The organism is Pseudoalteromonas sp. UBA2102 (genome assembly GCF_002331165.1).
Classification (GTDB): domain Bacteria; phylum Pseudomonadota; class Gammaproteobacteria; order Enterobacterales; family Alteromonadaceae; genus Pseudoalteromonas; species Pseudoalteromonas atlantica.
Window position 1 is genome coordinate 23,002 of the sequence record NZ_DCYU01000049.1, and the last position, 14,193, is coordinate 37,194.

The following is a 14,193-nucleotide window of genomic DNA, read 5'->3' on the forward strand; positions in this document are numbered from 1 at the left end:
AGTGTGGTTATTCCCCATAAATAGGCGATAACGTAGCATTAATGCCAAACAGGCGCTACCCAAAGGGTTCTTCCTAGGGACTATTTACTCTTTGTTGCTTGGCTTTTACTTAGTCCACTAGGTTACAAACCTCGCGCCGTGATTAAATAGCCCCTAGTTTGAACAAATTTTAATCCGCAAAGTTCAACAGACCCTAAGCACTTTGGGCAATTTACTCGCGATGAGACTTCGCCCTCGCCTTCGGTATAGTTACTCAAATACTTAAGTAGAACCTGACCATGCTTTAACTCAGGCGAACTAAACTTAAAAATTTGGCTGTTATCAAAAAATACGCCGCCTTGCGCTGACGTAAAAACAGTAATCCCGCCAATTAATAACGGCTCAAGAGAGGTATTTGTGCGTGGGCATAACATTCTAAAATCCTTTTATTTTAATACTTAACTTACACTACTTTACTCAAGTGCTTTATGAATAAGCCCAACAAGCGGCGCAGGTAATGTAATATTACCTGCAAGTACAAACTCATGCGCGTCGTCTGACATTTTTTGCCATGTACGGCGAATAATACCTATCCATTTTTGCTCATCGTAATCAGGCTTACTATTAGCAAACCCGAGCATGTAATGCTCAATAAATACCAGGCTTGCTACGTCTTCTACTAATTGGCTATCAGGGTTACGTTTAATATTTTTTTTAGCAACTGCATCGTACACTCTGTTTTGCTCAGCCTCGCTATACCCTGCTTGCTGCATAAGCGCAACAACGCTACTGGCATGAAATATATAAAGCGCACTGCGCCATTGATGATAGCCTTGCTTGTTCATTGCAAAGTCGCTACGCGGCGACTTCCAACGTTGTATATGCTGCCCACGCACTGCAATTTGCATGAGTTCATCGGCATCAGGCTTAAAGCGAGTTAGCATTTCGCTCATACGCTGTGAGTATAAATACTCTTTAGGAAAACTTTCTCCATTGTGCTGCTCAGTATTCGGGTCTTGGTTATTAGCTTCATCAATCAGCGTTATTACTTTATTAAACATGACGGTCATTGATTGTAATTAGTTTTAATCATTCTAAACGCTGGTAAAACAATAAACTAGTGCCCCACTCAGTTACGCAGTGAAATTTGTTCAATCAAAAAGTAAAGCCTAGAGGTACAAGTTATAAAAGTAAGCGCATTGATTAAGTTAACTTGGTACTATATTGAGCACAAATTAAAATAAAAAAGCGCGACTAACTCGCCAATAACGGATCACTATGTTTAAAAAACGTATTTTAGCTATTTGCTTAGCAGCCACCTCGCTACCAAGCCTTGCCGACAGTAACAGCGACTTAAAAACCATTATTGATAACCACTGGCAAAATGCCAAAGCTGAAAAAATATTTTTTCGAACCGATCCAGACGGTTGGAAACCAAACGGCACATTACCAAATTGGAGCGAACAAGCCATTGCAAAGCGCCAAGCTTATAACAACAGCGTGCTAAAAAGCTTAGCCAACATTGACCCTAAAACGCTCAACAAGGATCAGCTAATGAACTACCGCTTATTTAAATATGAGCGAGAAACCGAGCAGCAAAGCTACCTTTATCAAGATAAGTATTTTCCGGTAAACTTTTTAAGTGGCTGGCATACCTACTTTGCAGAAGCACCCGCTAATATGGCTTTTTTAACAGCTGATGATTACAACGCATTTTTAATCAGCCTTGCCGACTACCCGCGCTTTAATCAGCAAAATATTGATTTAATGAAAGAAGGAATAAAAACAGGGTTTACCCATTACTGTAAAACCTTTGAAAATTACAGCCAAAGCATTAGCGCGCACATAGTTAAAAACCCCAAAAACAGCGCCCTTTACGAGCCCTTTACGCGTATACCTAATACCTTTAGTGCAGTGCAAAAATCAAACTTAAAACAAAAAGCACAAGCTGTAATTAAAGATAAAGTAATTCCTGAGTATCAGCATTTTTACGACTTTTTTGAAAATGACTATATGCCACACTGTAGAGCGCAGCCGGGCATAGCAAGCGTTAAAGGCGGGCTTGACTACTATAAGTACACAGTTAATTACTACACCACAACAAACGCCACACCTAAACAAATACATCAACTAGGCCTTAAAGAAGTCGCGCGTATTAAGGCGCAAATGCAAAATATTATTGATGAAGTAGGCTTTGATGGCACCTATAGTGAGTTTTTAGAATTTTTAGCAACCGATGAGCAATTTTACGCAAAAGACGCGCAAGACTTGCTAGAAAAAACCGCGTTTATAACGCAAAAAATGTATGGCAAATTGCCCACCTACTTTGGCCACTTACCGCGTAACACCTTTACTATTAAGGGCTCAGCAAGTCGTGGTGCGTTTTATATGCCACCGCCAGATAACCGCTCGCCAGGCACTTATTTTTTAGCCTCAACACCTAAACTGCAGCCTTTATATAATTTAGAAGCACTTAGTCTGCACGAAGCCATACCTGGGCACCATTTACAAAACGCCATTGCTATGGAGTTAAATGTCCCCGAATTTAGACGCACACTTAGCCACTCTGCATTTGGCGAAGGTTGGGCACTATACACAGAACGCTTAGGTAAAGAAGCTGGTTTTTATCAAAGCCCGTACAGCGACTTTGGTCGTTTAGGCTACGAAATGTGGCGTGCAGTGCGCTTAGTGGTTGATACCGGTATTCATGCCTTTGGTTGGAGCCGCCAAAAAGCAATTGATTACTTAGCCAGTCATACCGCTTTACCACAAAGTGCGGTGGAGGATCAGATAGATCGTTACATTTCATGGCCAGGCCAAGCGCTCTCGTACAAAATGGGCGAAATAGAAATACGAGAACTACGTGCAAAAGCCGAAAAAGAGCTTGGTACACAATTTGATATACGCAGCTTTCACGACACTGTTATTGGCCAAGGCTCATTGCCTATGGCAGTGCTTGAAGACGTTATAAACGATTGGATAGAAAAACAAAAATCGGCTATTTAACATTAATGAAGGCGGTATTATTTTCCGCCTCTTTCTAAACGGACTTTTTAATGAAACACCTACTTATTTTTATATCATTCATTTTATTTAGCAGCCAAGCTAATGCGTTTTGTTTAGAAGCATCAAACTACATAGAGGGCGTAAAATATGGCGTTTGTGGGGAGCAAACAGATTCAATTTCCCTTACGCCTTATTTTATTATATGGATGCTTTTAAATGTGTTATTTGGGCAAATGCTTAATAAACCAAATGTACACGTGGGGTTTAAGTATTTACTTTTCCTATGTGCATTTCCACTCAGCCCGCTAGTGCTTTTAATGAATTTAACTGGAATGATGGTATCTCGCGTTTATAAAAAATATTCAAACCCAGCAGCAAATAAAACCCAAGCTAACCATGTTTGCGCAGAACCTGTTATTGAAAAGCCGAGTGTTAATCAGCTAACAATTGGCGAGTACACTTTTAACAGCCTGCAGCAGTCTTTAATAAAAGAAGATAACCTCTACACATTAGAGCCCAAATGCATGCAGGTACTTAGCTATTTAATAGAGCAACAGCCAAGAATAGTTAGCCTTGAAGAGTTACACAATAATGTATGGGAGAATCAAATAGTAACCGATACCGCAGTTAGACGAGTTATTAGCAAACTACGTGTAGCCCTTAACGATAACGACACAAAAAACCCCAAATATATAAAGTCTGTAATGAAACGAGGTTATCAGCTTATAGCTGAAGTAAAAACACAACCTATTGAATAGTAATGACTTATAAAAGTTATAACCAAGGTAATACCATGGTTATAACTTTATAATAACTAGTTAATGGCTTTGTTATCGTTATTTTTTGCCAATCGACTTAATTTTGTTTAGGCGCTATAGAGCGACCCATAAAATTAAATAATTAAGGAAGAAAATATGAAACACTTATTACCTCTATTACTAGTATTAATCATAACAGTAATTACATTAAGCCTTATTAACAGCAACGAGTGTATAGAAATAGGTAACGCATCTATTGCCAGTATTTCATTTGGCACTTGTGATTTATCTAACCCTCAATCAAACATATCAACACTTTTAGCTTTATTTTGGTTAGCCATGAGCGTTTGCTTTGCAATTACCTTACCTAAATCAACTGTTGCTAATAAGTACAAAATTGCCTTATTTATATTTGGTTTACCACTCACTGTTTTTGTTTATTTAATTGCCTATATATCTGAAAATATACGCCAAGCCACTCAATCTCTTAAGTAAACCTAGATGAGCAAGTCACACTTGCTCATCCTTTCTTAATTAAATACAAGTGAAAATCAATCCCTACCCGCTTTTGCTTCGTAAACTTAATGATTACAAAAACCAGAGCATAAGTATGAGCAAACGCATTTTATATTGGCTACAAAACGATTTACGCCTAACCGACAACCCAATTTTTAGTGACCTTATGTTGCAGCAATGCGCGCTTGATATTGTATTTGTTATTAACCCGCACTGGTTTAAAAATAATAACTACCAACAAAAACCTTACGGCATACACAAACAGCAATTTTTAATGCAAAGCTTGTACGAACTACAACAAGCACTTATTGAGCGCGGGCAAACCCTGCATGTGCTTGATGGCGAACCCGTATCGCTTTTAAAAGCGCGTATTAATGAGCAAAATATTGATGAAGTTGTATACAGCGAACAATTTGGCGTGTACGAGCAACGCCAAATAAACTTACTCAAAGCACATTGCCCCAATACACAATTTACAGGAACGCAGCAAGACACGCTCTTTAAGCAAAATGACCTCCCCTTTGATTTAAGCGAATTACCTAAACACTTTACCCCGTTTCGTAAAAAGGTAGAGGCCGCTAATAGCCCTATTACACCAACAACTTTGCCAAACGGCTTGCTGCCTAAGCCAATAACTTTATGCGCAAAAAAACCTATAGAACGTATAACAAATAAAGGCGTAATGCATGGCGGGCTTAAAAGTGCGCAAGCTCATTTAAAGCAATACTTTGCAGGCGCAATGCCAAGTACTTATAAAACGACTCGCAACGAACTTGATGGCTTTAACAACACCACCAAATTTAGTACTTGGCTTGCTTTTGGCTGTATAAGTGCAAAACAAGTTTACAAAGCCGTAGAAAATTACGAGCAATGCAATACGGCAAACGAGTCTACTTATTGGATTAAGTTTGAATTGCTATGGCGAGAGTATTTTAAATGGCACGCACTTAAAGCAGGTAACACCCTGTTTAGCTTTAAGGGGCAAAAACAAACTAAACCGCTTACTACTTTTACACCTACACGCTTTGTTGCTTGGTGTAACGGCACAACGCCTTACCCGCTTGTAAATGCCATTATGGAAGAACTAAACACTACGGGTTATATATCAAATAGAGCACGGCAAATTGCAGCAAGCTGTTTAGTAAACGAGCTTGGCCTTGATTGGCGATACGGCGCAGCCTATTTTGAGCAACAATTGATTGATTACGATGTAGCAGCAAACTGGGGCAACTGGCAGTACATAGCCGGTGTGGGGGTTGATCCGCGTGGCGGCCGCCACTTTAATATACAAAAACAAACGGCGCAGTATGATCCAAATGGTATTTATACCAATAAATGGCACGGGCACAGTAATAAAACACAGCAGCTCGATCACTTAAACGAAGTAGATTGGCCTATTTAAGCCAATCTACCTCCACTAGGTTATATTTAAAACAGCTGCGCAATGCCTATATTAATGGCAAAGCCAGCTAAGGTTAAAAACAAAAATAAACAGCCAGCTAATAGCAGTGGCTTTATACCCGCTTGGCGAATAGCGCCAACGTGGGTACGCAGCCCAAGTGCGACCATGGCAATGGTAAGTAGTATATTGTCAAACCATATAATAGCGCTTGTAGTACCTTGCGGAATAACCGATAACGAATGCACGCCACTTGCCACTATAAATAACACTGCAAACCAAGGGATTGTAATTCCTGATTTTTGCTCGCCGCCATGTGCGTTTATGTTTGCATGCTTTTTACTTTGCCAAAACGATAAGCCCACTAGAAATGGCGCAAGCATCATTACACGGAGCATTTTTTCAATCACGGCGGTGTCGGCTGCATTGGCACTTACCGCAGTTCCTGCTGCTACCACTTGCGCAACTTCATGAATGGTTGAACCAACAAAAATACCGTACGCATGCTCACTCACACCCATATATTCAAACATAATTGGGTAGGCAAACATACTTAACGTGCCAAACACCACAACCGTTGCCACCGCTACAGATACTTTATGCGCTTGTGCTTTTATAACTGGTTCAGTTGCCATTACCGCTGCGGCGCCACAAATAGAGCTACCCGCACCTATTAGTATGGTTGTTTGTTCATCAAGCTTAAAAACGCGCTTACCTAGCTGTACTGCTAATATAAACGTACCAAGCAGCATTACCACATCGGTTAATAGGCCATGCCAGCCTACATCCGCTACTTGCGCAAAAGTAATTCTAAACCCAAATAAAATAACGCCCGCTTTGAGTAATATACTTTTAGCGTAATCAACGCCTACATCTGTACGCGTAGCTATACGCGAAAACACACTGTTACCCACAATAATGCCAAGCACAATACCAATTGTTAAGGAGCTAAATTGCGCACTTTGCATTATAGGTAACTTACTTAATGCAACAGATGCCCCCGCTAACACAACCACCAGCAGCATACCTAACCACCAGCGCGTATCGCCGTATTGCTTAGTATTAATACCTATAGGCTGAAAACTATTTTTAATAGCGCTAAGCATAATATTCCCTCACTTAAACCAAGTTGATGTGTTGACTTAATTGTAAGAAAGCTCAAAATATAACTCCAATATATTAAAATCATGATTTGATAACTTAAAGTTATACAATTTAGAGTTATGCAATTTAAGGTTATACAATGAACTTACATGCACTTAGGGTGTTTTATACAGTGGCTAAATTGGGTAGCTTTTCAGGCGCAGCCGAAGCGCTTTTTATAAGCCAGCCCGCTGTTTCTAAAGCGCTAAAAGAGCTAGAGCATCAGTTAAATATTCAACTTATTGAACGTGCATCTAAGGGTAAAAAGCTCACCTTAAGCGAAGGCGGCCAAGCTTTGAATGATCACGCCCGCAGTATTTTTGCTATCGAAAAAGCCGCCATTGACGATATTAAGTCGCGCACAGGGCTTAAGCGCGGTACATTAGTTATAGGCACCAGCACCACCATTGCCAGTTATTGGCTACCGCCTTATTTAGCCAAATTTTGCGCGCAGTACCCGCATATAAAAGTAGAAGTACAAGTGGCTAATACCGCGCAAATTGAGCATGCCTTACTTGAATGCACTATAGATTTAGCACTGGTTGAAGGCACACCTACCGAGCCACATATAATAAGTAAGCACTGGCAAAACGATTTAATGAGTGTCGTTATACCCAGTAACTTTAAGCCCACTAAAGACTTAAAAGCATGGTTAAATAAGCAGTTTTGGTTATTACGCGAGCCAGGCTCTGGCACGTTAGAAATGTCGGTAAAGTTATTAGCAGAGCATGGCGTACAGGCTGAGCAAAGTATGCAATTAGGCAGCAACGAAGCCATAGCAAGAGCTGTTGCTCAAGGTATGGGGGTCGCTTTATTGCCAAACGTAGTCACAGAAGATTTAGTGCAGTTAGGCAAATTAACACGCCTGAGCCAAAAAAATAACGAGCAACTCTCTCGGCCGCTATACCAACTGCATTATAAAGACAGACCGTCTTCGCATGCTGCGCAAGCATTCGAAAAAAGTTTATTTAGTGCTCAATTTTTAAATGAGTGAATTTAACGCGCGTCGTAAATTTACATAAACGTTAAAGCGAGCGTTGATAACTCGTGATGTGTGAGACAGTTTGTCCTCTATCGCTTATGTTTGTTAGGGTTTTGTGAGCTCATAAGCACGAGCTATAACTAAAGGAAAAAAATCTCCGCCTAAAATTACTGCCCATTGCCCACAACCAAAACGTTCAATACGATTTGCATCTGTCAATACATTACGTAAATTATCAGGGGAAGCATTATCTATATTTGAAATGATATTTTTTACTTCTTTTGGGTCATAATCAATTTTTAACCACGGAGGGGAACATAGACTATTCATAAATTCAGAAATAACTTCAGGATAATTAGGGTAGCCACTAGAACTATCAATATCAGGTAATGCCTGCTTAGCTAACCTAAAGTTTTCTTCAAGCTTTTCTACATCACTTTTTAAAAACATACTTCCTCCTTAAAAAAACAAAGGGGTAAAATCCTGACCTCTCATATTGAAATACTAAGAGATCATTCATAACAGCCCACAAGCTAACTTATAAGTCTATTAGGCTGAATCAGTAAGCTCTCACAGCCCCAAGCTCTACTCACAAACCCTGCGTTAAATCTTGTGCCAATGTACCCGTTGGTTTTTCAACTACGCGTACTAACTCTTTGCTATTATCTTTTACTATAAACGTAGGGGTGTATTGCAAGTCGTGCGCTAGTGCTATTCCAGCGTCGTCTTGCTTGTTGTAACCCACGGCCACATATTTAACGCTTGCAAGTTTTACCTTAGACGCATCAAGTAACTTAATAAGCTTTGGGACTTCGCGTTGGCTGTCGTGACACCAAGTGCCAAATAATACAACTAATGCCTTGCCTTCTAGCTTTTGCATTAAGGCTATATCTTGCTCGGTTGGCGTAAATGCGTTGTACTGCTTATTAAACTTATCGTAATCGCTTAATAGTACATCAGTTGTAATATCGCCCGAAAATGGCGCAGTAGCGGCAGTACTTACAAGCGGCATGCTTAACGCGCACAATAAAATTAATTGTTTAAACATAAGGTTAAAGTAACTTTTAAAGTGAGTAATTAAGCTCACTATACTGAATATTACTGAATGTTTACACATTGTTTGCACCTTCTATTTTTATAGTTTGCCCACTTTAATAAAATAATAAGCGTGCATACATGAATATAAAACCTTTTATATTTTATTCAGTTATCGCCTCTACTACATTTTTATATGGCTGTGGCGGTACTGAGCAAACAACCGATAGCAGCACAGAGCAAACTGACTTATCATCAACAACCACCTCAACGGGCTTAGTTATTAACGAAATTGTCGCAAGCCCAAGCGACACCACCTACGACTGGATTGAGCTATACGCCACTGAAGATATAGCCGACTTATCGGTATTTTCACTTGTTGATGATAACGCCGACAGAGAGCCTCAAGCTTTACCCGCAGTAGCGCTTTCGCAAGGTGAGTTTATTGTTATTCAAGCCATTGATGAAACCGACACCCCGCCCGATAGCGGCTATTACGTTACCTTTAAACTAGGGAGCGACGATGCGGTTACATTATACGAGGACGGCACTGCGGTGTCTGTACTTGATTGGGAAGAAGGCGAAGCCGCTGAAGGTTTTAGTTACGGCTTATACACCGACGGCACCGGCACCGCGCAAACACTAACGCCCACAGAGGGCGCAGCTAACCAAACAGCCGATACCTCTACACTTGTTACAACGCTAATTGCTGAAGATGCACCACTTCGTATAAACGAAGTAGTAGCAAAAGACAGCAGCGGCGGCGAGGACTGGATAGAGCTTTATGTAACAAGCAGTAGCGATATTTATTTAGCCGACTACACACTAAGTGATGACAATAACGAGCAATTTGCTCTACCTGATATTACGTTATCGCCGGGTGAGTTTTACCGTATTTACGCAAGCACCGATGAATTAGGCGACCTGCCAAGCGTAGCGTTTAAATTAGGCGCAAGCGATACCGTAAGCCTTTACAGTAACAATGTAATTATAGAGCAGTTATCCTGGAATAAAGGCCAAGCGCTAAGTGGTTACAGCTATGGCCGCTACCCAGATGGCAGCGATGCAACTACAGTACTCACTCCAACAGAGCTTAGCTCAAACAGCCAAGCAACCCACGGGCCACTCGTTATTAACGAAATAGTGGCAAGCGCCGCAGACGATGGCAGCGACTGGTTTGAGCTATACAACAACAGCGAAAATACAATTAACTTAGCCAACTACCAAGTTATTGATGAAAGCGACGACATAGACCCCGTAACCCTGCCTGACATAGATTTATACGCAGGTGAATACATTACTATTTATGCCACCGATGAAGACCCAGGCACTTACTACGTCCCGTTTAAACTAGGCAAAGAAGACGAGCTAAGCTTAATACTCAACGATGAAGTAATTGACTACATTGACTGGGATGAAAGTGATGTAGCCACAGGCTTTAGTTACGGCCTAAGTAGCAGTACAGGCTTTACTCATGCGTTTTTAACACCTACCCCAAGTAGTGAAAATACAGTTGCAACCGCCTTTACACCTACGGCCGTTAATACGCTTTCTATTACAATTAGCGATGAAAACTGGCAAGACATTCTAGATAACCCACTTGATGAGGAATATCACGAAACCGCTATTACCTTTAATGGGGTAACACTCGATAGCGTAGCTATTCGCACTAAAGGCGGCTCAAGCTTAAGCAGCGTTGCCAACTCTAGCAGCGACCGTTACAGCTTTAAGGTTGATATTAACGAATATGTGTCGGGGCAAAAGTTTTTTGGGCTAAAAAAATTCACACTACAAAACTCGTTTAACGACCCGTCGTACATGCGTGAAGTAATCGCCTACGAGCTTATGGATGAAATGGGCGTGCCAACGCCTGAGCATGCTTACGTTAACTTTTATGTAAACGGCGAGCTATTTGGTTTGTATTTAATGGTAGAAGCCGTAGATGGCGAATTTGTTGAAAAACACTTTGCCAACAGTAACGGCGATTTATACAAGCCAGATGGCACAGGAAGCGATTTACTATGGCTAGGTGACGACATACAAAGCTACGCCGATATAAACCTGCAAACCAACGAAGACACCACCGATAACGGCGCCTTTATTAACTTTGTTGAATCGCTAGATGAAGGCGAAACCAGCGCCATAGATATAGACACGCTGCTGCGTTATATGTCGGTTAGTACTTCACTGTCTAATTTAGATAGCTACCACGGCCCGCTTGCACATAACTATTATATTTACGATGACGATGGCGTATTTAGCATTTTACCGTGGGATTTTAACGAGTCATTCGGCACATTTAACATGGATTGTAATAGCGTAGATGTAAGAGAGCTCTACATTGATGAGCCTGTAAGCGGGGCATTAAGCGAGCGCCCATTAATTGCTAATGTATTTGCCGAGCAAAGCCACCTCGATACGTACCACAGTTACTTAACACAGCTTATTAATGGCTCACTTTCAAGCGACACATTTAACGCACGCGTAAATGAAATAGCCGATTTAATTCGTGAGCACGTACAAAACGACCCAACTAGCTTTTATGGCTCAACCTACTTTGAGCAAAACCTAACCTCTACCACGGGGCAGTTTTACGGCTTAACCTCGTTTATGGAGTACCGCGTAGCAAATATGGCCGCGCAGCTTGATGGCACATTGCCCTCAGCGGGTGATGGCAGCGGCTTTTGCTCTAGATAAACAACCCATCCTTGATGCGGTGTCAGCACGCTGGCACTGCACTCTATTACTTTGCAATTTAATAATCTGAGAAAATTATGACAATTCAAGCACGTTTTAAGGATGAACTTTTTGAAAAGGATACTTCAATCTCACCAGTAGCAATTACTGCTATAAACACTAAAAATAAGCAGGCTCAGCCTGAAAAACCAGATGATCGTGGCTCATTAACAAGCTTAATTAACGAGTTGCTCGCCCCATTTGAAGGTTACGGATTAAACGATCTTAATAACGCTAATTTAATGAACCGTGTAGACAGCAAGTTTATGCTGCCACTATCGTTTTTACCTGAGCTACTTACTCATATACAAGGCCAGTACCGTGTACTTGATATACAAGGTAAGCGTTTATTCTCTTATTATAATCAGTACTTTGATACGCCCGAGCTTGATTTATATAAAGCCCATCATAACGGTAAGCTTAATCGCTACAAAGTACGCCAAAGGCGCTACGTTGATACTGCCACCGAATACCTAGAAGTAAAACTAAAAAACAACCAAAGCCGCACAGTAAAAACACGTATAAAGCTCGCGCAAACTAACAACCAGCAAGCTAACAGCACGGCGTTTATTAAAGAGCAAATGAAAAACAGCTTTGCACATTTAAACGTAACCCAGCAAAGCGGCTATAACCGCATAGCCCTAGCTAACGAAGAAAAAGCCGAGCGTTTAACGCTTGATTTTAACCTGTGGTACAACACCCCAAAAGGCGATAATAAAATAACCTTACCGGGCTTTTTTATTGCCGAGCTTAAGCAAAGTAAAAAAACAAAACGCTCGCCATTTTATAAACTTATGAGCAAACACCACATATTCCCTGCCTCGTTTAGTAAATACTGCATTGGCTGTGCTTTGCTCTACCCCGAGCGTTTAAAAGTAAACCGCTTTAAACCTGTTTTAGCCCGTTTAAAACACCTTAACCGCACTAACCCGCTTTTACCTTTAGAGAATAATTAAAATGACCAAATTAGATCTTATTTTTCTTTCCCGCTTTTTAGTAAACATCCTATCGCTGGCTGTACTTTGCTATGGCTGTTATTTTCGCGTAAGTAAAAATGCAGTGGTAGCAGGCTCGTTTATTTTATTTGGCGTAGGCGTTTTTATTATTACCTTTTTGCTGCACGGTGTTGATATGTCAATGGAATTTGCATTTGGCCTATTTGCCGTATTTACCATGCTAAGGTACCGCACTGAGTCTATTTCGATTAAAGAGATGACTTACTTATTCCTTGTTACTGCCATTGCTTTACTGACCTCTGTAGGGCAAATGAGTTTAATTGAGCTAAGCATTCTTAACGGTATTATTTGCTTAATTGCCTTTTTGATTGACTCAAGCGTATTTGTAAAACGCTACGAAGTACAAAGCGTTTGCTACGAGCGCATAGAAAACATAACCCCGCAAAACCAAGCCACACTAATCGATGATTTAAAACAGCGCACAGGCCTAAACGTCGTTGCCGTAGATATAGAACACATCGACTTTTTAAGAGACGTAGCGCAACTAAAAGTAAGTTACTTAGCCGAAAAACAAACAAAGGCAGCCTAACATGACCTCTAAACAAACGATGACTTATGCGGCTCTTTCAGTTCTTTGCTTTGTTAGTAACGCAAGCTTTGCCAAAATTAACGACGACATAGACCTAAGCGGCTATATCATGCTCGACTACAACAAATTTGATACCTCATTGTTAGAGGGGCAATACGACAGCAACAGCTCAGAAAGTACCTCAGAAATACGCCGCGCACGCCTAAGTTTTAAATCAGATATAAGTAAAGATTGGAAAAGTAAATTTCAGCTTGGCTTTGCCGATGGCGAAACCGAAATAAAAGACGCCTACCTAGAATACTCTGGCTGGAAATATGCCGATTTAACCATAGGCCAACAAAAAGAAGGTTTTGGCCTAGAAAAACTAACTAGCTCGCGTAAATTGCTAATGCTTGAGCGTAGCATGATAAGCGAAGCATTTTCACCAGGGCGCAGTTTTGGTATTAGCCTTTCCGGGGACATAGCCTCAGTAAATTGGCAACTAGGTTATTACGAGCCCGATGAAGACGAAGCAACGTCTGCTATTACAGGGCGCTTAGCCTGGGTGCCGTGGCAGCAAAACACCAACCTTTTACACCTAGGCGTCGCATTTAGTGAAAGGCAGTACGACGGTAACGAATTTAGAGTAAATGAACCTCTTGAAGTTTATACCGCCGACTCATTAATAGAAGGCGATAAAATTAATGCCGATAGCCTTTCGCAACAAGGCGTAGAGCTACTATGGCTAAAAGACAGATTTACCATGATGGCTGAGTGGCAACAAGCACAAGTAACCAGTATTGAAAATACAACTAACGATTACGAAGGCGGCTATTTGCAATTTGGTTATCAACTATCGGGCGGATACCGTAAGTATAAAAACGCAAAACTAGGCGCAAGCTCAGAGCCAGGCTGGGAAATTACAGGCCGCTACAGTCGACTTAAGCTCAAGCAAGAAAACCAAGACGCAAAAACCTACGCCCTTGGTGTTAACTACACCGTAAACAAAAACATAAAGTTTATGGCCGACTACATTAAAGCCGACTACTTTGAAGCAGGCGGTACTATCACATCGGGCAATGCAATCTCATTAAGGCTGCAGTATTCGTTTTAAT

Annotated in this window: 13 protein-coding genes and 1 pseudogene; 9 read left to right on the forward strand and 5 right to left on the reverse strand. The window is 40.9% G+C overall.

The genetic code is table 11. The annotated features are described in order from the left end of the window. Positions 1–197: 197 nt before the first annotated feature. Both B2R65_RS05995 and B2R65_RS06000 read right to left on the reverse strand, forming a co-directional pair. Positions 198–413: pseudogene (locus B2R65_RS05995) on the reverse strand (zf-TFIIB domain-containing protein); the annotation flags it as partial. Positions 414–452: 39 nt separating this feature from the next. After that, positions 453–1,040, reverse strand: a complete 588-nt coding sequence (locus tag B2R65_RS06000; protein WP_286741644.1) for a DUF4202 domain-containing protein — start codon at positions 1,038–1,040, stop codon at positions 453–455. A gap of 217 nt (positions 1,041–1,257) precedes the next feature. Between B2R65_RS06000 and B2R65_RS06005 the strand changes: the two genes are divergently transcribed. From B2R65_RS06005 to B2R65_RS06020, 4 genes are all read left to right on the forward strand, one after another. Then, a complete protein-coding gene (locus tag B2R65_RS06005) occupies positions 1,258–2,985 on the forward strand; it encodes a DUF885 domain-containing protein (RefSeq protein WP_286741645.1) in 1,728 nt (575 codons plus the stop codon). A 50-nt stretch (positions 2,986–3,035) separates the two neighbouring features. Further along, positions 3,036–3,743: a winged helix-turn-helix domain-containing protein gene (locus B2R65_RS06010; RefSeq protein WP_286741646.1), complete on the forward strand. Its 708-nt coding sequence runs from the start codon at positions 3,036–3,038 to the stop codon at positions 3,741–3,743. A 156-nt stretch (positions 3,744–3,899) separates the two neighbouring features. Beyond that, a complete protein-coding gene (locus tag B2R65_RS06015; protein ID WP_248450037.1) occupies positions 3,900–4,238 on the forward strand; it encodes a transcriptional regulator in 339 nt (112 codons plus the stop codon). A gap of 115 nt (positions 4,239–4,353) precedes the next feature. Continuing rightward, a complete protein-coding gene (locus tag B2R65_RS06020; RefSeq protein WP_286741647.1) occupies positions 4,354–5,661 on the forward strand; it encodes a DASH family cryptochrome in 1,308 nt (435 codons plus the stop codon). 26 nt (positions 5,662–5,687) lie between these two features. Here the strand turns inward: B2R65_RS06020 and B2R65_RS06025 are convergent, their stop codons facing one another. Further along, a complete protein-coding gene (locus tag B2R65_RS06025) occupies positions 5,688–6,764 on the reverse strand; it encodes a YeiH family protein (protein ID WP_286741649.1) in 1,077 nt (358 codons plus the stop codon). A gap of 137 nt (positions 6,765–6,901) precedes the next feature. Here B2R65_RS06025 and B2R65_RS06030 point away from each other — a divergent pair, with 137 nt between their 5' ends. Further along, positions 6,902–7,795, forward strand: a complete 894-nt coding sequence (locus B2R65_RS06030; protein WP_286741650.1) for a LysR family transcriptional regulator — start codon at positions 6,902–6,904, stop codon at positions 7,793–7,795. A 93-nt stretch (positions 7,796–7,888) separates the two neighbouring features. Here B2R65_RS06030 and B2R65_RS06035 read toward each other — a convergent pair whose 3' ends face one another. Both B2R65_RS06035 and B2R65_RS06040 read right to left on the reverse strand, forming a co-directional pair. Continuing rightward, on the reverse strand, positions 7,889–8,233 hold the full coding sequence (locus B2R65_RS06035) for a hypothetical protein (protein ID WP_126009495.1): 345 nt from the start codon (positions 8,231–8,233) through the stop codon (positions 7,889–7,891). 139 nt (positions 8,234–8,372) lie between these two features. After that, the gene (locus tag B2R65_RS06040) at positions 8,373–8,831 is read right to left on the reverse strand and encodes a TlpA family protein disulfide reductase (protein ID WP_348735201.1); all 459 of its coding nucleotides are present in this window, start codon (positions 8,829–8,831) and stop codon (positions 8,373–8,375) included. A gap of 128 nt (positions 8,832–8,959) precedes the next feature. On the opposite strand from B2R65_RS06040, the gene B2R65_RS06045 reads away from it, so the two are divergent. The 4 genes from B2R65_RS06045 to B2R65_RS06060 all read left to right on the forward strand — a co-directional run bounded on the left by B2R65_RS06045 (position 8,960) and on the right by B2R65_RS06060 (position 14,192). Next, on the forward strand, positions 8,960–11,515 hold the full coding sequence (locus B2R65_RS06045; protein ID WP_286741653.1) for a CotH kinase family protein: 2,556 nt from the start codon (positions 8,960–8,962) through the stop codon (positions 11,513–11,515). A gap of 77 nt (positions 11,516–11,592) precedes the next feature. Then, positions 11,593–12,510 (forward strand): polyphosphate polymerase domain-containing protein, encoded by a 918-nt coding sequence (locus B2R65_RS06050; protein WP_286741655.1) that lies wholly within the window; start codon positions 11,593–11,595, stop codon positions 12,508–12,510. A gap of 1 nt (position 12,511) precedes the next feature. Next, entirely contained in the window at positions 12,512–13,099 is a 588-nt protein-coding gene (locus tag B2R65_RS06055) for a DUF4956 domain-containing protein (protein WP_010556048.1), read from the forward strand. 1 nt (position 13,100) lies between these two features. Then, positions 13,101–14,192 (forward strand): OprO/OprP family phosphate-selective porin, encoded by a 1,092-nt coding sequence (locus B2R65_RS06060; protein WP_286741658.1) that lies wholly within the window; start codon positions 13,101–13,103, stop codon positions 14,190–14,192. Position 14,193: the final 1 nt, after the last annotated feature.